Below are 21,842 nucleotides of genomic sequence, written 5' to 3' on the forward strand. Positions count from 1 at the left end.
ATTGACCACTGGTATCGTTTTTTAAAGCAACGCCTACATTGGACTGTACCAAAGCTGAGTACCCCTAAGCAATGTGAGCGCTGGAGTGATTTGATGCCTCTGATGACTTGGGAGTTGTGGTTAGCCCGTGATATTGTTGCGGATAACCCTTTACCTTGGCAAAAGTCATCAGACAAAATGACCCCTGGAAGGGTTGCCCAGGCGATGGGAAGCATTTTTGCAGTGATTGGTACTCCAGCCCAACCACCCAAACCTCGCGGAAAGTCTCCAGGCTGGAAGACCGATCAACCACGTAAACGTAGAATTCGCTACCCCATAGTTAAAAAAACTACAACCAAGCCCCGCAAAGAGCAATCAGAATCTCCTTAGTAGTGTAGATTTTCAGATCTGAAGTCTATTTATTTTCAACTCACCTTTGCTGAGTCTTTTCTTGCTGCCTAGTCTAAACTCCAGATCCAAACCTGCCCCACTCTTAGAGAACTCTCGCAGCTCAAAACATCCATTCACTACGACAGCCGGAAATTCCAAAAACAATGTCTCCCAAAAACCCTTGACTTTTTAAATCAAATGTGTATTGAAAGACAAGACGAACTCAACATTTGGGAAAGCTTAAACAGCATTGCTTCCTAGCAGAAATTAGGCAGATTTCCTTGCCCAAAACAGAAGCGAAACATTTGCGAGCAATTGCGAGATAAAATCACCCCAAAAATCACCCGCGAATGCTCCGCCACATCCGTGAAAGCAATCACGAAAGCAATTAAGACATTGCCTGAGCGATATAATCAAAATAAGGAGCTGCTTCCTTAGCATCATCCTGATTGAGCAAAGCCAAAGAAGCTTCCTTCAAACAGCGGATAGCTTCGACCATGCCCGGAACAGGAACGCCGAGAGAATTATACATTTCCCGAACGCCAATCAAACCGATGCTCTCGATCGGCTCCTTGTCACCCGCCAAGATACCGTAGGTAATCAGGCGCAAGTACCAGCCGTAGTCGCGCAAACACAAAGCCCGTTCGCGCTGGCCGTAAGCATTGCCCCCAGGAGAGATAAAATCAGGTCGTTTTTTCCAGAGTTTTTTACTAGCTTCTTCAACAATTTTCTTCTCACTGTCAGACAGCGCAGTAGCAATACGCACCCGCTGTTGTCCGGTTTTAAAGAAATCATTGATACTTTGGAGTTCGCCGGTACTGGGATAACGAAGTTCGTCGTCGGCTTGGAGAATTAATTGGCTAACTACGCTCATTGTTATTCAAATTTGAGGATAACATTAATAAACATTCCCATCAGTTGGCGACGGGATTCTTGGTTCGCAGACTTGCCTTGCTCCTAACATTTATCAATCCTAGAAGTAGAGGGTAAATCTCCCCAAGCGTTATGCTTGATGTTCAAGCCAGTTTCCTTGTGTTCCAGGGTACTGCGGGAAAAACTCAAAAATTGCGAGTGAGAGTTTGGATGTCGGCAGACACTTTGACTGTTTAACGAGTTTTTGCTACATCGCCCCAACAGCCTATCGCACCGACGGGATCGAGGCAACTCGCGACAAGCTCGACTCCCCGGTTGAAGCTTGGCTTTAGCAGCAAGACGTTCAGCAGCAGGAAGACAGCCTGCAATTGAGCTTGAGTGCGATGGCTTGCGCCCCGCTTCTTCGCTACGACTTATCTCAGGAAAGAGAGAGCGATATTGCATTACCATATTAAATCCTACCACGACTACTTGTGACCAAATCTAAATTCCCCACCCCAAACTCGACGAAATTGGCAAACCCTTGCCAGCAAGGTCAACTGATTGAGATAGAGATTACCGACTTGACAGACACCGGCGACGGAGTTGGTCGTTTTGGTGAGTTAGTAGTGTTTGTGCCCGATACCGTGACTGGCGATCGAGTCCTTGTTCGCCTCGTGCAAGTCAAATCCACCTATGCTACAGGCAAGCTGGACACACTTCTCGAAACCTCCGAACACCGCATCCGAGCTAACTGCATTGTCGCTGACAAGTGCGGTGGCTGTCAGTGGCAGCACGTAGACTATCAATATCAGCTTGCAGCCAAGCAAAATCAAATCATTCAAGCCTTAGAACGGATTGGCGGATTTAGCAATCCGCAAGTTGATGAAATTTTAACGGGAAAAATCGAGGGATTTCCCCAATTTTTGGGATACCGCAACAAAGCGACTTATCCCGTGGCAATATCTGCAACAGGTCAAGTCCAAGCAGGTTACTATCAAAAAAGCACTCACAAATTAGTCAATCTCAATCAGTGTCCGGTGCAAGACCCGCGCCTCAATCCTTTGTTAAAAGAAGTTAAAGAAGACATCCACTGGCGGGATTGGCCAGTCTACGACGAAAAGAAACATACAGGAGAATTGCGTCACTTGTCCTTGCGGATCGGACGGCGCACTGGCGAGATGCTGCTAACTTTAATAGTTCGCACTGGAGAGTTGCCGGGACTCGAAGAGCAAGCATCAGAGTGGCTGAAACAATATCCTCAACTGGTAGGTGTTTGTTTGAATATAAACCCCGCTCAAACTAATGTGATTTTTGGTGCGGAAACTCGCTGCATTGCGGGTCGTTCTTATCTGCGAGAAAGATTTGCTGGGATGAATTTTCAGCTAAGAGCCGATACTTTTTTCCAGGTAAATACAGAGGCTGCTGAAGCGTTGTTAGAGGTGATGGTAGGGGAATTGAATTTGCAGGGAGATGAGATTTTGGTTGACGCTTACTGTGGCATTGGTACTTTTACTTTACCCCTGGCAAAACAAGTAAAAATAGCCATAGGTTTAGAAGTGCAAGCGGCGGCGATAGAACAAGCCACATTAAATGGTGAGTTAAATGACGTGAGAAATGTCGAGTTTCAGGTGGGAACTGTAGAGAGTTTGCTGCCATCCTTGGGATTAACACCGGATATTGTGCTGCTAGATCCGCCGAGGAAAGGGTGCGATCGCGCGGTTTTGGAAGCTATCAAGGAAATCAAACCAAATCGCATTGTTTATGTTAGCTGCAAGCCTGCTACTTTGGCTCGCGACCTGAAGATTTTGTGCGAAAAGGGGGATTATAAGTTAGCGCGAGTGCAGCCGGCGGATTTCTTTCCTCAGACTTCTCATGTTGAGTGTGCGGCTTTTTTGGTCAGGTGAATGAAAGGGCGATCGAGCCACTAGACTTAGTGTATCAATTTTTGATTGATAGGGAAACCGCAGATGCAACGCAGATAATTTAAATATTTGTTGCGAATGTATGCAATTTAAGCCGAGTGAGTAAGTGAGTACAACTAGATATAAGCTGGAGGCGCGGGTTGGGCAACAGAAGCAGCGTTTGCTATCTTAAAATACCGTTTCAAACTATCGGGTTCGATCGCATTGTAGCGCTTTCTAAATCTGAAAATATTGCTTCGCCGCGCGTGATGGCAAAAGTGGGAATGCAGTACGAACAGAAGATCGATTGCTGGGGTGCAAACTAGATCCAGTCCGGCCTGAATCGCGGGGAGTCCAGAAGTATAGAATAGAGGTTGCGGAACCGGCACACCGCCCGATCGCTCGCCCCCAGCAATTTGTTACCCTAAAATTAGAATCTTCGCTCCCTCAACTCCCTCCCATGAACAACGCTTCTCCACTGATTCAAACCGTCACACCCGAACGCTGGGCCGGCTTTAGTATGGACTTTATAGGGGCGGGTTACACGGGTCTGTTGGTCAAAAACGGCCGCGTCGTGCGTACCCTAAAATCCGGCCGGCATTTCAGCTTCGCCCTTCCCCTGCTGGAACAATCTCAAATTGTCATAGTAGACACCAAACTCCGCAATTTGGAGGTGCAGTCGCACGGAGATTTTTTGTCTAAGGATCGATTTTTAATTGATGCTACTCTGACTGTTATTTATCAAGTTATAGATCCGAAACGAGTAGCTTTGGAATTGTCCGATCCTATAGCTGTTTTAGCAAGTGCAGTTAAGGATTGTATGGGATTAGCGATCGGGCAAATACCCCTACAACAGCTTATCAGTCAAGGACGGCTGTTGCTGCGCCAAAATTTGCTCGATCGCGTCCAAGATTTTTATACTCTAGGTTTTAACTTAGAAGACGTGCGAATTGGCGATGTCAGCTTTCCCGAAACCAACGGAGTTATTCGCCAAGTTGAGGGAATGAGTGCCCGACAGGAAGCAGAAAATGCCGCCGCCCTGCAAATGAGAATTGCCGAAGCCGGCCGACCCATTGTTCCTCAATCTCCCGTACAGCAGTTAAACTTAATTTCAGGTAATTCTCCTGCGAGTCTTCCAGCTTCAGACACAGCAGCAGGGTTCGATCGAGATTTACAACAACTGACAGAACAACTTGCTCAAAACAGTCTCCCTCCTGGGAGAAATCCTCCCCAACTTGCACCAACCGTACTCGCAAGCAGCGATCGCAAAACAACTGCATATTTAATCTACAAACTTTCTGGAGAAGCGATCGCCCTAACAGCCAATCCCTTTACAATTGGACGCGAACCAACCAACACATTAGTATTACAAGATCCGCAAAGTTCGCGCTACCACGCTCAAATCCGCCGCGCCACTGACGAACTTGGTAAACAGCGATACCAGCTTGTCGATAGCGGCAGTTCCAACGGCACTTTTGTGGGTGGGCAGAGGCTGGCTGCTAACGAGCCTTTTTGGCTGCCAAATGGCTGCGAAATTGCGATCGGCGACCAAAAATGGATTTTTCAAAATTCGTGAGTGAGAGATATGAAGATTTTTTTAAACAGCAGATAAATACAGATAAATCCCATCGGCGTTCATCTGTGTTTATCTGCTGACATCTGCGGTTAAAAAATCCCAATTTAAGTAACTTGCTTTAATCACGATCTACAAGTAATAGATGCCGAATCAACCGTCAACAATATGAATGTTTTTTTAAACCGCCGATCGACGCATATCAACACAGATTAATTCCATTGGCTTTCATCTGTCAGGTTTCTGTAGGGGCGTTGTCAAGAGTCCCCGCCCTTCCGACACAGCTTGACAAATCCCTCCGACCCAATTCCCTATACTCCCAGGTAGAAGTCTCTTCCCAATCTTAGGGGGGATATCTCCACAAGCATTTCGAGCGAGAATTTGTCAAGATTGAAAATATAAGTAGAGGACAACCCCATGAACTTTTCTATACAATCTGTTTACAACTGGTACCGCGACACCCTCCGCAACCCCAAATACCGCTGGTGGATTATTCTGGGAACCCTGGCATATCTGGTAAGCCCGATCGACATTGCCCCAGACTTTCTCCCCGTCGTCGGACAAATTGACGATGTGGCGATCGCAGTCTTGCTGATTTCCGAAGTGTCCCAAATGGCGATCGACTACTTTAAATCCCGCCAAACAGAGACAGCTTCAGCATCCGAAGCCACCGGTGCCAATTATTCTGAAGCCAAAGGCAGCACCGTTGACGTAGATGCAGTTTCTGTAAAATAATTGCCAAAAATAATCGAGCGCTACAACCCCGACTTCTTCAAGAAACCGGGGTTTTTGTTTTTTAAATGGCAACTGCTCAGATCGTGCTCTAAAGCTGGTAATTTTAACTATGGTCAATCTGTGTTAACAACAAATTTTTATAGATGAAGTTTAGTGAAATAGTACAAAAACTTAATTTAGCCACCAGTAGCAGCCTCACAGCGTCGGTTGCTACCGATCCAGAAATTACTGGCCCTGCCCCAGTTGATGAAGCTCGATCGGGCACAATCAGTTACATAGAAGGTGCTAAATTTGCCTCTCATACAGCCTCGACAAATGCTTCTGCTTTAATTTTGCCCTTAGATGAAAGCCTCCAAGCTCAATGTGACGATCGCAATATTGCTTGGATTGCCGCAGCAGATCCGCGATTGCTGTTTGCTGAAACGATCGCCATTTTTTATCAACCGTTTCGCCCAGCATCCGAAATTCATCCCTCAGCCGTCGTTCACCCCTCAGCAGAAATTGGTGAAAATGTCTATATCGGCCCCCACGCCGTTATTCAAGCAAAAGTCAAAATTGGCAGCAACGTTTGCATTCATCCAAATGTCGTAATTTACCCAGATGCGGAAATAGGCGCCGGCACAGTTTTGCACGCTAATTGTGTCATTCACGAACGTACTCGCATCGGGGCAGATTGCGTGATTCACAGCGGTGCGGCGATCGGCAGCGAAGGCTTTGGGTTCGTGCCGACAGGCACAGGATGGGTGAAAATGGAGCAGTCTGGCTGCACTGTATTAGAAGAGGGCGTTGAGGTTGGCTGCAACAGCACGATCGACAGGCCCGCTGTCGGAGAAACCCGCATCGGCCAGAATACAAAAATCGACAACTTAGTACACGTAGGTCATGGCTGTCAAGTAGGAAAAAATTGCGCGTTTGCCGCTCACGTTGGCATGGCTGGCGGAGTAAAAATTGGCAACAATGTAATTTTGGCAGGTCAAGTGGGAATTGCCAATCAAGCCAAAATCGGAGACGGGGCGATCGCCACTGCTAAAGCCGGAATTCACAGCGACGTGCCCGCAGGTGCGATCGTGACGGGCATTCCAGCAATTCCCCACAAACTATTTCTCAAAGCCACAGCAATCTACAACCGCTTGCCGGAAATGTACCAGTCTCTGAGGCAAATTCAGCGCAAGCTCGATCGATAATCAATTGGCAGTGGGCAGTAGTCAGTTGGCAGTTGGCGTCAGTAGTCCTTAGTTAACAGTTAACAGTTAACAGTCAACATTCAACAGTATTATAGTTGCAACCCATTAAATGTGGAATAGTATAACTAACCTGCGACTGCTGTCGCCGTCAATACCAGCTATTGTCAAAATAATCTTGTTTTTCTCAACTTGGATTGTTGTGTGGCTTCCCGCAGCGATTGTCCTCAAATGGCATCCGCCCCAACCCCTAGGAAACAAAAAACTACCTTTACTAGCTTCCCTCTACGTGATTGTCCCCTTCATTTTATGGGCGACAACTTGGATCGAAAACACGTCTTTTACTAACTGGGGTTGGGAATTGCAACCCGCAGTTTTGATGTCATTACTGCGGGGATTAGGATTAGGAATAATCAGCTTAGTAATTTTATTCGGTCTGCAATTAACCGCAGGCTGGATCGAGCTACGAAAAAGCGAAACTTCCACCGAAACAGTCGAAAAAAAAATTAATTTTTGGACTTTAATTTTTAACCCTGCTAGTCTGCTGACTCTGTTATTAGCACTGTGGATTAGCGCCACAGAAGAGTTAATCTTTCGCGGCTGCTTGCAAACAATCCTCCAGCAAGATTACTCAGTGCTAATCGCAGCAGCGATCGCCAGTTTCATTTTTGCGATCGCCCACCTAATTTGGGCCGCCAAAGAAACTCTACCGCAACTGCCCGGATTGTGGCTGATGGGGATGGTTTTAACATTAGCCCGCATCGCCGACAATGGCAGTTTAGGATTGGCGATCGGCATTCACGCAGCTTGGATTTGGGGTATAACTACCGTAGATACAGAAGGCGCAATTAAACCCACAGGCCGCGCACCGGAATGGATTACAGGAATAGCAGCAAAACCCCTAGCCGGTGTCGCCGGAATTTTGTTATTGCTAGCAACAGCAGCCGTACTGTTCTTAATTAAAAATTAAAACCTAATACACCAAACCCCTTTAAAATTACCTCTTCTCTTCCTCTCTTCCTCTCTTCCTCTGCGCCCTCTGCGGTAAAAAAAGATTAGATTCAATCAAGCGAGAACTAAAACCACAAAAAACACAGATAACACAGGCATTAATCTGCGTTAATCGGCGGTTAAAAATCAGACATTAATTCAAATGTCGATCGATCGTCACAATCGAAACCGGATTCAGCGCGTCAAAACGAGTTGAATTTCCCCCAGCCACAGAACGAGATAACTGCACTTGCAGAATTCGGTAACTCCAGTGCGGTTCCCGGCGCACCCGATCGCCCATCCAGCTCAAAACAGTAGCAATATCCTCAAAAGCATCCAAAGCCAGGACGATCGAGCCTCCAGGAAGCAGCCGCAGCGCGCAAACACCCAAAATTTTAGTCAACCCTCCGCCACTACCGCCAATAAAAATCCGGTGCGGAGGACGCAAGCGGTGCAAAATTTCCGGGGCAGTTCCATAAATCGAAAACACATTTTGGAGCCCAAAACGGCCGTAGTTGAACTCGATCGCAGAAGTACCAGAAACCGTTTGTTCGATCGCATACACCTCAGACTGCGGGAATAAACGAGCAATTTCGATCGACACAGAACCGTTACCAGCACCCACATCCCAGACAACTTGTCCCGGTTGCAAAGCCAATTGTGCCAAAACCAACACCCGCACTTCCCGTTCCACCGTCAAACCAGGCTTGTCGCCACAACCGATAAAAGCTGCATCCGGTATTCCCAACAAAGGCAACTTTTCCAAATCCAAAGGTTCCGTCCCCGCCGGGGACTCGCGCAGCATCACAACCACGCTCAGCGGTGCAAAAGACTCTCCCAGTAAAGCTGACAGAGAACGCAGGCCCACCCGCTCGTCAGCAGAACCCAAATTTTCGCAAACCCAAAACTCGTAGCGTGTAGGCAAATCTAGAGCTTTTACCCAATTTGCCAGGGCCGCCGGAGTATGAGTTTCGTCGGCGAGCACTGCAATTTTCTCGACACCGAGCTTGAGTTTGGCAGTCAGTTCCTCAAAATAACGTCCTTGAGAACCCACAAAATGAGCGTCTTGCCAAGGGATTTGCAAGCGATTAAAAGCCAACTGCACAGAACTGACGTGGGGGTGAAAAGTCAATTTTTCTGCCGGCAATTGGGCAATTAATAACTTTCCCCAGCCGTAGAACAGCGGGTCGCCGGCTACTAAAATTACAATGAGTTGAGACGAGGGGGTAGAGGGGGGCGAAAAAGTCCCTGGAGCTGGCTCTAAATTCGCATCAGTCGCCAACCAGCGCTTAATTTCTAGAATTGCCGCCGTCAAATCTTCCAACACCCAGATCTCGCAGGAATGGTGCGGGAAATAGCTCAAATGGCGATCGCTCCCTATTAGCAGAGCGGCCATTTCTACAACCTGCCGCGCCGATTCCCTCAGCCCAGCAGCTCCATCTAAACCTATACCAACAACGTGTACTGTCACTTTTTAAGCAAAAAGTAAAAAACCAGAATTACTGATTTTTCCTGGTTTTTCATAAATTTTTTCCTTGACTTTACTGTCAAACAAAAATAATTAAAGCATTTAATAGCAATACTTCGGACAGTTTGTGATTGCCAACCGTAGAATAAGGGTTTCAAGGCTCCCAGGCAAGTTCGCTACCAACGAAAAATCGAGGGTTTCAGCCTAAGAACTAAAAACAGTCCGGACTATTGTAATAGGCAATATCCTGACTATTGTCACAGGGGAGAGGGGGAGAGGGGGCGAGATAGTGGAAGATGGGGAGAGTGGGAGATGGGAAAAAATCTTCCTTCTTCCTTCTTCCTTCTTCCTTCTTCCCTCTTCCTTCTTCCTTCTTCCCTCTTCCTTCTTCCTTCGTTAAAACTCAAAAACAGGCCAGTCCGGTTGCCGGACATAGGTGGCCATGTCCTCAAACTTCCGCAGTTCCACTCGGTGTACGGACTGTTCTTGCGGCGTGTCCAGCCATTGCTCGTTTAACTCAGACAGCAAAGTGCACAAGCGAGCGCGGTCTAGGTTCGGCCCGGTGTCCCCAAAATAAGCCAGAGTAATGTGTGCCGTAAAATGATATTGCTGTTCGATTCCTAAAGCAATTAAATCGGGATTTTGATAGATCGATCGGCGCAACTCAAGAATTTGCTTGTAAGAGTTTTCGTCCGTCGGTGCCAAACAAACACCCACAGCTCTAGTCATCACCATCAACCCCAGCACTATCCAGCGAATGGGAGGGCCGCCCGCCAAGGGTTTGCAGGCGGCAAAACGATCGGCCATGCGCGAGCGCAGTTGCTCCTCAAATTCTGGATTTTGATCGGAGGCATCTCGAAAAGCGCTGCTCCAAATCAAATCGGCTACGGTTAAATGGAAGCTATCAGGAGGCAGTGCCACGAGCGCACCCTCCGCTATTTCCTGCAATAGCCGTTGTTGGATCGAGTGCAAATTACTATAAAGTGCAGCATTTTCTGCATCTTCCCCAGCAGGTGGCGTAATCACCGAATAACCCGGAAAAGGTACAGGATATCTGTGACCGGCTTCGTCGGGCTTAAACTTTGGAGATTCCTGAATGTGTTCCACCTGGGACTTGTAGGAGTCCAGCAGCGTCATTCGCGCCACCCGATTTACGTAAGCTTGATAAGTATCATCCAATCTTGATTTCCTCGCGGTGACAAACTCCCACACCAAATTTTATATTATGCTGCGGGCTTCCAACAGTCCAATTCAGGATATGTTTGACTTGCGGAACGTGCAACTCTGATTTTTTGGGCTACTGAGCGTTTTTCATGCAAATTTACCTGTTTTGGGGGGAAGACGACTTTGCGATCGCGCAAGCTGTGACAAGTTTGCGCCAAACTGTCCTCGACCCCAACTGGGCTAGTTTTAACTATGACAAAATTATTGCCGATCGAGCCGACGCTGTGGTCGAAGGGCTCGATCGAGCCTTGACGCCCGCCTTCGGTACCGGCAGCCGTTTTGTCTGGCTGGCAAATACGACTGTAACTCAGCAGTGCTCTCCAGAACTGTTAGCGCAATTTGAACGGACGCTGCCGGTGATTCCCCCTACCACCGTGTTGCTGCTGACATCCGTCAAAAAACCCGACAGCCGGCTCAAATCTACCAAGTTACTTGTCCAGTCCGCCCAAGTGCGGGAATTTTCGCCGATTCCGCCTTGGAATGACAAAGAATTAGCTCAGCGCGTGCGCCAAGTCGCCGGCGAAATGAACGTCAAATTGACCGCCACGGCGATCGAACTTTTGGCGCAATCCATTGGCAGCGATACCCGCCAGCTATACAGCGAACTGGAAAAATTGCTGCTGTTTGCGGGCAACCGCAGCCAACCTCTGAACCCGGAGGAAGTTGCCGCACTGGTGCACTGTCACGCCCAGAATACCTTCCAGCTAGCCGATGCGATTCGCGAGGGCAATACCTCCGCCGCTTTGGATTTATTGGCCGGCTTAACTGGCCGCAGCGAGCCTGGTTTGAGGATTGTGGCTGGCTTGACTGGTAAGTTTCGGATTTGGCTGTGGGTAAAGGCGATGATCCAAGCTGGCGATCGCGATGATAAAATTGCTCAAGCTCTAGACCTAGGCAATCCGAAACGAGTATACTATTTTCGTCAAGAAGTCAAGAACGCCAGCTTAGAAAAACTGCAAAAAAGTTTGCCTTTGCTGCTAGACTTAGAAGCTTCTTTAAAGCGGGGCCGGGAAGAAATCTCAACCCTGCAAACCAAAGTTATAGAACTTTCTAGCTTGTTTCGCTGATGCGCGACAGGGCACAGGATCGGCCCCTTACTGTAAATTTTTACAAAAATTTCGATAGCGGCTATGTGCTTGATACCGGCTCGCGGGCCCAAAGGTCAATAGATACTAGAAATACTCTCAGAATGCCAAAGTAGAAGTTAATGTGGTAAATAAATATTGTCCGCCGAATGCCGATCGGTTAATATTATTTGCCGGCTCTCCACCCCCCCCCAAAAAAGAGCGCTACCCATGACACAACAGAACCCGCGGGAACTGCTCAAGCAAGGCGATCCAAAAGCGATCGCATCTAGCATCAACCGTACACTCAAACCCAAAGGCATCAACGCCGATGTGACGCGGGACAACGGCTGCCTCCACATAATTCTGGAGGCAGACAAAGTACCGGATCAAATGGTATTGGTCGATTTCATCCGCACCGGCATGACGAAGCTGGGACTCGAATCAATTCACACTGTCAAGGTTTACGGGCGTCGAACAGGTGACGGATCGCCTGCCTGGGAAGATGAAATCGATCTGATGCCTGCGGAGCCAATGCCTTACGCCTTGGATAGTAGAATGCCTGACGACTCTGTAGGTTTAGATGATGTCGAGCCAGAAGGCGAAGACTATTATCAAGAAGGAGAATTCGATCGAGATGACGATGAGGAAGACGAAGACGTAGACGAAGATCAAGCCCCGCCTCCGAAAAAACAATTCCCCAAATGGGTAATACCTGTGGGTATCTTAGTACCTCTGGCGGTGATCGCAGGGCTTTTCTTTACTAAAACTTTCCCCTTCGGCGACTCGAACCCAGAACCGAACCCCCCCGAAGCTGCTTCCCCTTCCCCGAAACCCGCATCTCCGGCTTCTAAAGCCACCGCACCCTCTCCAGCCGCATCTGGGCGCGCCCCACAGGCAGCCACTCAGACCCCCGCAACCGCTCCCAATGCTGCTGCGCCCGCAAGCCCAGCTCCGACATCTCCACCACCCAAAGCTGCACCAGCATCTCCGGCGCCTAAGGCAGCCTCTCCGGCGCCAACAGCCGCCGCGCCTAAGCCTGACTCTTGGAGGGAAGCCGTTAACACAGCTCAGAAGGCAGCAATTTCGGCCCAGACGGCTCAGTCTCAAAATGAGTGGATCGCAGTAGCAAGCGAGTGGCAGCAAGCGGTTAAGCTCATGAGAGCCGTACCCTCAACCAGCCCGAACTATCAAAAGGCTCAGCAAAAAGCGGCAGAGTATCAGGCTAATCTGATTGTTGCCAACCGCAGGGCGGCAGCAGCGCCTTAAGAGTTTTGAGTTTTGAGTTTTGAGTTGAATACTGGATGTGCTAAAAGTCAAAAGTCAAAAGCCAAAAGTAAAAAATCTTGTTTTTACTGAAAGCTTTCTTACCTTTTGACTTTTTTCAATTTTCGTGACATATTCCTAAACCAACTGAGTACAGTATGGTTTAAGGTTCTCAGGAAGTCCTCAAGAGTCCATAGGATATTAGCTGTTAAATCAATTCTTTCTTGGTAGTTTACTTTGATACAATCATCCTTAAACTCTAAGATCGTTGCAGCATATTTTAGGGGAACTGGTATAACTCAAAAAACACAGCAACAACCCGGTTTATCAAAGCAACCGGGTTACTAAACACAGAGCTTGGGTTAAATCTGTTCTTCCTGTTGATTAAAACACTGAATTCCTTGATTTTCTTCGACGCGAGCAACAGCATCTTTGGGAATATTGAGGATGCCTGTAAATGGATCTTGACTTGATTTCAAAGCTTGTTCCTTGTTTTTGCGATCGGCAATTTCGCGCTGCAACTTGTCAATTGTCCGTTGAAAACGAGCGGCTTGTCTGAGCATTTCTTGTTCCGAAAAATCCAGCAAGTGAATCAAATTAGCAACTTGATATTCCAGTAATTGGTTTTCGGTAACATTGTTAATTGTAACAATGTTATTAGCATTATTTGAAGATTCAAAAATATTTTTTTCGTCAAAAACAGACAATGCTGTTTTGACACTAAGTGCCAAAGTTTTAAACATTTCAGCCGTGCTTTGGGGAATTTTAACTTTCAGGAACATCACTACCGCAAACAAACTTCCTGACGGCAGAAGTCCCCCAAATCCCAAGACAGACTTGACTTGGTAGGGGACAATTAAAGAATTTTGCTCAGGAATAAAGGGGCTGCCTTTTGCCTCTGATACGTGAAAAATATTTAATACTGCGGGTTCTAATTGCAGGAACCTTTCTCGCTCAATTCCGACGAATGTAGGAATGTCTAAACCAAACTGCCGGATTATTTCCGAAATCGCCGGCATTTGAGCCACTAATTTTGTGCTAACTAATGGAATAGCTGTATTTTCTGCTGCTGTGTGCCGAGAATTCCACTGCGGTTCTGTCCCTGCTGCTGCTAGCAGAGTCCAACATTTCATGTCAGCGGCGGGGGAATTGCCGTTCATTAAGCGGCGTGCGGATTGTTGCAATGAGTCTTCTAATTTCCCGTAGGGATGAGTTTTGAACAAACGCACTAAGGCACAGGTATTTTCTCCAGTTTGCGAATCGCAAAAATGTTGGTAAATATAGTTAACAATCTTCTGACTGCTGGCTTCCATACTAGCAGTATTTCTACCTAACTGGCGCAGGACTAAGCTGCATTTCGCCATGTCTTGCGGGGTAAATAGGGTAATATCGTACATTAAAAAACGCTCTCCCAGACCTCAAACACTCTTTTTCATTTATCGTTAAGTCCGCTACTGCATCCGGAATCCTACTGAGAGTTTTGAGCAAAGTGTTAGCGACAATATGGAGAAAATTTGTCCGCAAAATGCAGCGGTTTTGTGGAAAGATACAGAAATTAAGATTAAGGAAAAAAAATCTCTTCCTTAGGGTGGGTGACAAGAACGGAAAAGCCGATGTATAGTTTTTGAAAGGATTTTTTACCACAACTCGCCCATAGGAATTAAAGAAACGGGGTTTTTCACCGGATATGCCTCGCGTTTTACTGGGCATTTTCGTAGATAAAAGTCGGTTTCTAGGTAAGGCATATTCACAGAAACCCTAGAAACTCAAGCTGCAATTTTTGTGGCGGGCGATCGCCGATGTGTCAAAACTTGCTACAATTTCCTCAGTCTTGGACGTAAAAACCGGGTTTTGTTACATAGAAAAAACCCGGTTTATTGGTATTGGTAAGTAGATGCTTTGTTCAAAACTTTTAACCATTCCAAACAACTCTATTGAGCTGGTTGAGTTTTTGCTTCCAAAGCATCTTTAGCAGACAATCCCTGATCTTGAACCCCAAAATACCACAAACTAGCAGCAGCTTCGGCGCGAGTCACGGATTTCTTCGGCTGAAACAGAGTAGTAAAACCAAAAACGCGGCGAATATTCGCCAAATCTCCATTGTTAAAATCAGCTAAAACTGCCCGCGAAGCCTGGGAATCAATTTTAGAAGCATCTTGAAAACCCCACTTTTCTTTCACTCCCTCAATGTTAGCTGTGGGCAAAACTTGACGAGTATCTAAAGGTACTTTCCAGAGAATCATTGTTTCGCGAGTTAAAGGTGCATCCGGGCGAAATTTCACATCTTTAGTTTCTCCGGAAAGCGAACTCGGAATTACACCGGCTTCTGCTAAACCTTGAATTGCTGAAAAATCGGGGTCAGTTTTTGGTACGTCAGAAAATGCTGGTTCGCTAGAGTCTACTGCTAATCTAATTTGTTTTGCTTGACGGGTAGCATAAATCTGATTGTTAGCTGCTACTAACCAGCGGGCGTAGTCGCGGCGAGTGACAATTTTGTTGGGTTTGGGCAAAGTGCTGGCAGTTTCAAAATTAGCACTTTCTGTCGATCGCACTTTCAGCACTTCTAACTGAGTTAAATCTGCCACATACTGCCACAACTGTTGAGGAATTTGGTCGTCTTGTTGGCTAACTTTTGCTGATTTTGGCGAAGGGGATGGCGTTGGAGTAGTTCCCTCTGAATTAGATGGAGTTGGTGAAGGTGTTGGAGATGCACTAGACTCGGAATTATTAGGTTGAGGACTGGCAGCAATTTCTGATCCCTCTTTGCTGTAGTCGATCGCAAATTCTGTAGAACCCCCTACTTTCTCAGTCGGAAAAAGCGACACAGTTACCCGCAAATTATCTCGCGTTGCTACTAAAGAACCTTGTCCTTCGGCGGTTGGGCGGCTGACTATTTCCCAGTTGCCGCGCCCAAACTCAGTAGAGTAAAAGTTCTGAACGGAATTAACCGGATCTGTGCTTTCCCAGCGCAGCCGCACATTTTTTTGCGACGGATCGGTTTGCCCACCAACTTCGATTAACTCAGCATTAGGATAGAGTGGAATCTCTGTAGGGAAATCGGGAGGAAGTTTGGCGGTAGAGTTTGTCTCAACTGCTGTCGCTGGTGGCGGGGAAGAGAAAACCACTGGATTTTGTTGTAATTTGGGATCGGCGGCTAAAGATTCTTCGAGTGCCTTGCTGTTGGGGCTGTTTGCACAAGCTGTGACAGCAGCCAGCAGACACACGGCCAGCCAAGTATTTACAGCAGCGAGTATATTGGTTTTATTGGTTTTACTGGTTTTAGCTGGCGATCGCCCTTGAGAGTTGCCTCGCCGTTGAGTAAATATAATATTCAGCATAAATCCCCCCTTTGCGGATATATTTCTAGGCTAGCGCAGATCGGGCAAATATAATTTTTACCGAAATGAAATTGGTATATTTACTTCTAGTTACTGCTACATTACTTTTCTCCCCTGTCAAGTTTGCCCGTCCCGCTGCATCTCAACCAGCCCCGCTGCAGACAGCAATTCAGACGCCTGAGTGGCAGCCATTTTGTTCGGCGATGGGTCAGTTTGCGATCGATATGCCGGGAACTCCCAAAATTAATTCCGAAACTTTTTCAACTCAAGTTACCGCTCATACATACCGATCGATCTTAAAAAACAAAGAAACTTATTTACTTCAATACTTTGACCTAGATTTCCGGCAAAGCAACAATAATATTAAAATTACTTTAAATAACGCCGTTGATTTCTTTGTCGTGGGGGCGAATGCTAAATTGTTGCAAGTGCGAGATATTTCTCTAGGAGGCTATCCGGGAAAAGAGTTTGAGTTTCAGCCGCTTTCCCCCACTGAACCTGTAGGTGTAGGTCAAGTTTTTTTGGTGGAAACGCGCGTTTACGGGCTGGTAGCAACTACCCCAGAACCAGAAAATGCTCAAAAATTTCTCGACTCTTTTCGTTTGTTTTGAAGCAGGAAGTTCGGCAACGAGCAGTGTACGGGATTTAACGGATTTAACGGATTCAACGGATGGATATTGAAGGATGAAGTCAGAGGTTCGAGGTTCTGGGGAAAAATTAGTTGGCAGTAGCGATCGAATTTATTAATAAAGCTTACCCTTTGAAACTGGGTGTATAGGAAAATATTGGCTTTGGCAACGAAAAATGGAGCCATCTACCGGATTTCTGAGGAATAATGCCGTCAAAAGTAATTAAGTTAAATTTGACATAATACCTTATTTAGTTTTTTGTACTCTATCTAACGACATAGATAAATTTTACACCCGTGGAGCGATGTACATACTTCCTCAAGTTTATATATTTAATATAATGATTTTCAAATCGCAGCAAGCACAAACCAAGATGCTGTCTTGCTCGATCTGGCTCCCATCAGGCTCAACGAAGTCAGGGAAGTCAGGCTCATCGAAAGCTTACCCGGAGGGTATTAACATAATTATGAACAAACTAACACCAATTCTCCTCAGCGGCATCCTATTATTTGGAGCTGCTGCTTGCACCGAAGGGGCTAAAACTAGCGCTGATGCTCCTAATTCTCCCACAGAAAATACCACCACCCCGCCCCCAGCCGAGACAGTTCAAAAAACTCAGGGTGACGCCACTAGCGATATTCGCAAAAACCAAGCAAATTCTGATATCAGGGCCAGAGAACAGCGCAACAATGTGACTGGCGGCGATGCAACAAGAGCCGATGGCGACCTCCAAAGTGAAGTTCGCTCAAAGTTAGAAGTAAACATCACGAAAGGTACACTAACTGTTGATGCAAAAGACGGGGTTGTAACTGTAGGTGGCACAGTTCCCAATCAAACAGATTTAGCTAAAATTGAGCCACTAGCTAAAGAGATTAAGGGTGTCACACAGGTGAATGTGACGGCTGTTGTCGCCCCCGCTGCATCCGCATCGCCTAGCAGCAACCAATAGGTTAGAAGGAAAAAAAAACAGGGAAAGAAGGCAGAAAGAGGACGAAGAGGGAACAGGGAATAGAGAACAGGGAAAGTTGGGCATTTTAAGATTGCTTCCGCAGCGGAGCGCAACGCTTACGTGATTATCTAGGGGTAGCGGGCTTTTAAGTTAAAAAGTTTAAATTTTAAAAGTTACGCACTCAAAGCTCGCGCACTGCCTGCAATTTTCTATTCCCAATTTCAGCTTTCCCATTCCTGAGAATTAGTTAGAAACCAGCCAGAAGATAGAGAGCAAGGTTATTCCCAGCGACCGATGAAAAATGTTGGGAAAGTAGGACTAAATGTGATTGATGACAGCAAGCAGAGCATAAATTCTGTAGTTGTGAAAAAGTAGTATATTTTGCAGGAGAAAGAAAATGGCTTTAGGTCAACACAAGCGAGCTGTAGGAGCATTTTCTAATTACCGAGATACGGAACTAGCCCTGATGGAACTGCAAAGTAGCGGGTTTCCGATGAATAAAGTTTCGGTAGTTGGAAACAATCTTGATGGCAACGAAATAGCGGGCGCTAGCGCTGGTAAGGGTACTGACGAGAAAGTCGGTGGTGGCGCCAAAGCAGGGGCGACAGCGGGAGCCGTGACGGGCGGTTTGATTGGGTTACTCGGAAGCATTGGAGCCCTGGCGATTCCCGGAGTTGGCCCGGTGATGGCGGGTGGCGCGATCGCAACTCTGCTGGCAGATACTGTGGTCGGAGGTGCGATTGGCGCTGCTGCGGGCGGTTTGGTCGGCGGTTTGGTCGGTTTGGGAGTTCCTGAAGGAAAAGCTAAAGTTTATAGCGATCGCGTCTCGCGCGGAGAATACTTGGTATTCGTAGAAGGAACAGATGCCGAGCTTGCCACAGCCGAAGGAATTCTGAGCGTGCGGGGCATTCAGGATTGGGGCATTTACGATGTGCCGGCAGACACCGGTCACAGAGCTTCGGGCCGCCACAGGCGCGCGGTGGGCGTATTTTCAACCCGTCGCGAGACAGAACAAGCGCTGGCAGAACTTAGATCTGCGGGTTTTGACATGGATCGGGTTTCGGTCATCGCTAAAGATTCTGAGTCTAAAGGGGACATCGCAGGCATTGACGTGCAGGAAAGCGCGGACAACAAGGCGGATGAAGGGGCGACTAAGGGCGCACTCACAGGCGGCACTTTGGGCGGTTTGACAGGCTTGTTGGTAGGTCTGGGCCTAGTGGCAATTCCGGGAATCGGCCCGATTATGCTCGCAGGAGCCTCAGCTACGGCGATCGCCACTACACTCGCCGGTACGGCTTTGGGTGCGGCTGCAGGCAGCTTGATCGGAGCTTTAGTCGGTTTGGGAATTCCCGAAGAGGAAGCTAAAGTATACAACGATCGGGTAGCCAGGGGAGATTACTTGGTACTGCTTGACGGCAGCGAAGCAGAAGTCGCTAAAGCTGAAACCATTCTGAGTCGCGGAGGCATTCAGCAGTGGAACACCTACGACTATCCCAGCGTTGATAGTGCTCGGGCTGATTACGGCGCTGCTGGTACTCCGGGCGTTGATACTACGCCTAATATTTACGATCCCAATCAGGGCGTTACCCGCCACCCTCTGATTTAATACTTCAGACTTTGTTTGGGTATTGTTTCTACGAACTGCACGTTAATCGCACTCGCCCACTCGGATTGTCGAAAGTGATGCAACCAACACGGGCGAGCTAGGGGTTTTGTACTTCGTCAGTAAAATTCTCTCAAAAGTCGGCTTTTTCTCTGAAAGTCGGCTTTTGTTTTGGGAAAAAAAAAGCGACCTGTCACAATTTGAATTTTGATTAATGAGCCAGGCCGCAAACTGGGCTTTGTGCGGGCACAGCGATCGGCTCCCTTAACTTTTACACCTTAAATTCGCAGTGTTTTTTTAGTCTGTAACACTCACTACTGCTCGATTGCAAACCCCGCAGTATTATCAAATTTGATGACATAAATTACAGCAGATATTGCCCGGTTAGTCCAAGAGCGACTATCTTTAATTATGGGGCGGCTAATTTCCGCAACTTATACAGGTCAAGTAGCCAGTCCCGCGCGCCCAGAAAAGCCTGCGGTGGTCGGCAACTATTAGAATAATAATATTGTCGTCGCCTTCCCGCGAGACTTAGGCTGGTGATTGGTTGGCTGTAGCAGCCCAATTGCCGTTGGCAAGACCTGCTACAGGAATACAGTTTTTCTGGGAATCCCTCAGCGAAGCATTTGAGAAGCCCAGGAACAGCTTTTATGTCCGGGAGCGCGTCTGGTGTCGGGTGTTCTGTTAATTAGAACCGCAAGCGCTCATGGATCGAGTAAACATTAACAGCAAGCACAGCAGCACGGGATCGCAATGGCTCGCGGCGCATTTTTTCTCGAAATCTCAGGCTCAGCGCAGCGTGTTGCTTCCTTCGCCCATGAGCCGCTCAGAACTCAGAGGGAAACAGCCTTCCTGTTGGTTTTCACTGGCATCGAGCACAGTGGGGGGAGGTGAAACTAGCTGACCTGACCGGGATCTGCTTTCATGGGCGATCGAAGATAGAAGGCACTTATGTAGAAGGCTTTCGGGGTTGAAGCTCCGATATCTTGTTTCTTGATTGCACTAATAAATTCGATCGCCTCTAGCAGCAATTTTTTGGGTCAGAATGCCGCGCGGATGCCGCCAGCAATACCCCAAATATTCGATCGACTTTGACAAGCTCGATCGACAAATTCTCGGTATTTTGGTAAATGGTTAGCAGTTAATAGTTAGTGATTAGCAGTTAGTATAAATACAACTAACAATTAAAAACTAACACCAACCGCCAACTAATTACTAGCGAAATAAAACTTACAGGACTTACACGCGGCGATCGACTCGGTTTTTTCATCGCTTCCGCGCTGGCAAACCTCAGATTTTACCAGAACCCGGTTTCTTTTCGTAAGTTATAGCTAGGTTAGCAAGGTGATGCTAGGAATCAAGCAGTTGTGACAATTGTTACGCTCGGCAGTATTGGTTTAAAAAACTGACTGGCAAACACGATAGTACAAATTTTCAGACAACATAGAACATCGAGAAATTAAGGAAACTCACTCAACTTTTTTTATGAATTTCACTGAGATTTTAAGTGCCGATGAACTTTTAACTAGACATAGAAACGGGGAACGAGATTTTCGAGGGGCTAACCTCATTCAAGCTCATTTGAGTGAAGCTAATCTCAGTCGAACAAATTTGAGCAGCGTTAATTTGAAAGGTGCAAACTTAATTAGAAGCAAACTGATTGGAGCTAATTTAAACGGCGCCGACTTGAGCGGGGCTAATTTGTCTAAGGCGAAATTAATAGAAGCTAACCTCGGGAGTTCTAGTTTAACTGGAACTGTGGCGATCGGAGCCGATTTTAGCGGAGCAAATCTCAGCGGAGCAATATTGTCTCAGGCTGACTTGAGCAAAGCTGTGATGACGGGAGCGAGTTTAGTAGGAGCTTGTTTGCTAAGCGGCTCGAAACTAACTGAGGCTAATTTGAGCGGGGCGACGCTGAGCCGAGCAATTATGAGCGGGGTTGATTTAAGCAGAGCAAATCTGACTAGAGCGATTCTCAGCGAGGTAGATTTGAACGGGGCGAACATGAGCGGAGCAACTCTAATTCGGGCTTATCTCAATCGCGGAAATCTCAGCGGTGTCAATTTGGTTGGAGCTTCTTTGAGCGAAGCAAGTCTGCGGGAGGCTTCTATTTGCGCTGCTAATTTGAGCGGTGCTGACTTGAGCGGTGCTGACTTGCAATCCGCTAATTTAAATGGCTCAAATTTGAGCGGTGCCCACTTGCAGGGAGCTAATTTGAGTAAAGCTAATTTAAATGGTTTGATTCTGCACAATGCTGATTTGAGGGCTGCTAATTTAAACAAAGCTTCTTTGCGGGGAGCTAATTTGAGCGGTGCGAATTTGTCCGGTGCTAGCTTGCTGGAAGCGGATTTGCGGGGGGCGAATTTGAGTCACGCGAATTTGTCGGGAGCGGGTTTGCTGCTGAGTTCTCTGACAGGGGCAAATTTGACAGGAACTAATTTGTCGGAGGCTAATTTGATTGGGGCAAGCTTGAATGTTGATAATTTGAATGAAGCAGCTTTGGGCGGGGCGATTTTGCCGAATGGAGCTACTCACAGCCGGGATTGATAAGTTGATTAAGAGAAAATAGTTTTGAGTTTTAAGTTAAAGAATCTTTAATTCAAAACTCAAAACTTTTAACAATAAAGAATTCAGGATTCAAGAGCCATAATTCAGTTGTGGGGGACTGGTTTTAATAGATTGTCGGCGATCGACAAT

At 47.0% G+C, this 21,842-nt stretch carries 19 protein-coding genes; 13 read left to right on the forward strand and 6 right to left on the reverse strand.

All coding sequences use genetic code 11. From position 1 onward, the window contains the following. The coding region (locus E5S67_RS32225; RefSeq protein ID WP_339382954.1) for a hypothetical protein at positions 1-369 on the forward strand (369 nt) is incomplete at its 5' end. Between the two features lie 388 nt (positions 370-757). Here the strand turns inward: E5S67_RS32225 and E5S67_RS03685 are convergent. Further along, positions 758-1,243, reverse strand: coding sequence for an allophycocyanin subunit alpha-B (locus tag E5S67_RS03685; protein ID WP_172185605.1), 486 nt, complete (start codon positions 1,241-1,243; stop codon positions 758-760). Positions 1,244-1,715: 472 nt separating this feature from the next. Between E5S67_RS03685 and rlmD the strand changes: the two genes are divergently transcribed. The 6 genes from rlmD to E5S67_RS03710 all read left to right on the forward strand — a co-directional run bounded on the left by rlmD (position 1,716) and on the right by E5S67_RS03710 (position 7,584). Then, the gene (gene rlmD, locus E5S67_RS03690) at positions 1,716-3,128 is read left to right on the forward strand and encodes a 23S rRNA (uracil(1939)-C(5))-methyltransferase RlmD (RefSeq protein WP_339382955.1); all 1,413 of its coding nucleotides are present in this window, start codon (positions 1,716-1,718) and stop codon (positions 3,126-3,128) included. Between the two features lie 140 nt (positions 3,129-3,268). Next, positions 3,269-3,451, forward strand: a complete 183-nt coding sequence (locus tag E5S67_RS32230; RefSeq protein WP_339382959.1) for a GNAT family N-acetyltransferase — start codon at positions 3,269-3,271, stop codon at positions 3,449-3,451. Between the two features lie 134 nt (positions 3,452-3,585). Further along, the gene (locus tag E5S67_RS03695) at positions 3,586-4,701 is read left to right on the forward strand and encodes an SPFH domain-containing protein (protein ID WP_172185734.1); all 1,116 of its coding nucleotides are present in this window, start codon (positions 3,586-3,588) and stop codon (positions 4,699-4,701) included. 414 nt (positions 4,702-5,115) lie between these two features. After that, on the forward strand, positions 5,116-5,433 hold the full coding sequence (locus tag E5S67_RS03700; RefSeq protein ID WP_172185607.1) for a YkvA family protein: 318 nt from the start codon (positions 5,116-5,118) through the stop codon (positions 5,431-5,433). 143 nt (positions 5,434-5,576) lie between these two features. Beyond that, positions 5,577-6,617 (forward strand): UDP-3-O-(3-hydroxymyristoyl)glucosamine N-acyltransferase, encoded by a 1,041-nt coding sequence (gene lpxD / locus E5S67_RS03705; protein ID WP_172185609.1) that lies wholly within the window; start codon positions 5,577-5,579, stop codon positions 6,615-6,617. A gap of 109 nt (positions 6,618-6,726) precedes the next feature. Beyond that, positions 6,727-7,584 (forward strand): CPBP family glutamic-type intramembrane protease, encoded by an 858-nt coding sequence (locus E5S67_RS03710; RefSeq protein ID WP_172185611.1) that lies wholly within the window; start codon positions 6,727-6,729, stop codon positions 7,582-7,584. A gap of 174 nt (positions 7,585-7,758) precedes the next feature. Here the strand turns inward: E5S67_RS03710 and cbiE are convergent, their stop codons facing one another. The 3 genes from cbiE to E5S67_RS03725 form a co-directional block, all read right to left on the reverse strand. Next, positions 7,759-9,075: a precorrin-6y C5,15-methyltransferase (decarboxylating) subunit CbiE gene (cbiE, locus tag E5S67_RS03715; protein ID WP_172185613.1), complete on the reverse strand. Its 1,317-nt coding sequence runs from the start codon at positions 9,073-9,075 to the stop codon at positions 7,759-7,761. 254 nt (positions 9,076-9,329) lie between these two features. Beyond that, the gene (locus E5S67_RS03720; protein ID WP_172185615.1) at positions 9,330-9,479 is read right to left on the reverse strand and encodes a hypothetical protein; all 150 of its coding nucleotides are present in this window, start codon (positions 9,477-9,479) and stop codon (positions 9,330-9,332) included. Then, the gene (locus tag E5S67_RS03725; RefSeq protein ID WP_172185736.1) at positions 9,469-10,209 is read right to left on the reverse strand and encodes a DUF1868 domain-containing protein; all 741 of its coding nucleotides are present in this window, start codon (positions 10,207-10,209) and stop codon (positions 9,469-9,471) included. Before E5S67_RS03725 ends, E5S67_RS03720 begins: the two co-directional genes overlap by 11 nt. A gap of 176 nt (positions 10,210-10,385) precedes the next feature. Between E5S67_RS03725 and holA the strand changes: the two genes are divergently transcribed. Together holA and E5S67_RS03735 are read left to right on the forward strand one after the other, a co-directional pair. Further along, a complete protein-coding gene (gene holA, locus E5S67_RS03730; RefSeq protein ID WP_172185617.1) occupies positions 10,386-11,363 on the forward strand; it encodes a DNA polymerase III subunit delta in 978 nt (325 codons plus the stop codon). 228 nt (positions 11,364-11,591) lie between these two features. Beyond that, positions 11,592-12,629 (forward strand): hypothetical protein, encoded by a 1,038-nt coding sequence (locus tag E5S67_RS03735; RefSeq protein ID WP_172185619.1) that lies wholly within the window; start codon positions 11,592-11,594, stop codon positions 12,627-12,629. Between the two features lie 359 nt (positions 12,630-12,988). Here E5S67_RS03735 and E5S67_RS03740 read toward each other — a convergent pair whose 3' ends face one another. Beyond that, positions 12,989-14,023: a histidine kinase gene (locus E5S67_RS03740; protein ID WP_172185621.1), complete on the reverse strand. Its 1,035-nt coding sequence runs from the start codon at positions 14,021-14,023 to the stop codon at positions 12,989-12,991. A gap of 534 nt (positions 14,024-14,557) precedes the next feature. Then, positions 14,558-15,964, reverse strand: coding sequence for an S-layer homology domain-containing protein (locus tag E5S67_RS03745; protein ID WP_172185623.1), 1,407 nt, complete (start codon positions 15,962-15,964; stop codon positions 14,558-14,560). 65 nt (positions 15,965-16,029) lie between these two features. Here E5S67_RS03745 and E5S67_RS03750 point away from each other — a divergent pair, with 65 nt between their 5' ends. The 4 genes from E5S67_RS03750 (at position 16,030) to E5S67_RS03765 (ending at position 21,692) form a co-directional block, all read left to right on the forward strand. After that, positions 16,030-16,575, forward strand: coding sequence for a hypothetical protein (locus E5S67_RS03750; RefSeq protein WP_172185625.1), 546 nt, complete (start codon positions 16,030-16,032; stop codon positions 16,573-16,575). Positions 16,576-17,059: 484 nt separating this feature from the next. Beyond that, on the forward strand, positions 17,060-17,542 hold the full coding sequence (locus tag E5S67_RS03755) for a BON domain-containing protein (RefSeq protein ID WP_172185627.1): 483 nt from the start codon (positions 17,060-17,062) through the stop codon (positions 17,540-17,542). A gap of 397 nt (positions 17,543-17,939) precedes the next feature. Continuing rightward, complete coding sequence (locus E5S67_RS03760) at positions 17,940-19,148, forward strand: general stress protein (protein ID WP_172185629.1); 1,209 nt, start codon at positions 17,940-17,942, stop codon at positions 19,146-19,148. Between the two features lie 1,482 nt (positions 19,149-20,630). After that, positions 20,631-21,692 (forward strand): pentapeptide repeat-containing protein, encoded by a 1,062-nt coding sequence (locus tag E5S67_RS03765; RefSeq protein ID WP_172185631.1) that lies wholly within the window; start codon positions 20,631-20,633, stop codon positions 21,690-21,692. Positions 21,693-21,842 lie beyond the last annotated feature (150 nt).

The organism is Microcoleus asticus IPMA8, from assembly GCF_013179805.1.
GTDB classification, from domain to species: domain Bacteria; phylum Cyanobacteriota; class Cyanobacteriia; order Cyanobacteriales; family Microcoleaceae; genus Microcoleus; species Microcoleus asticus.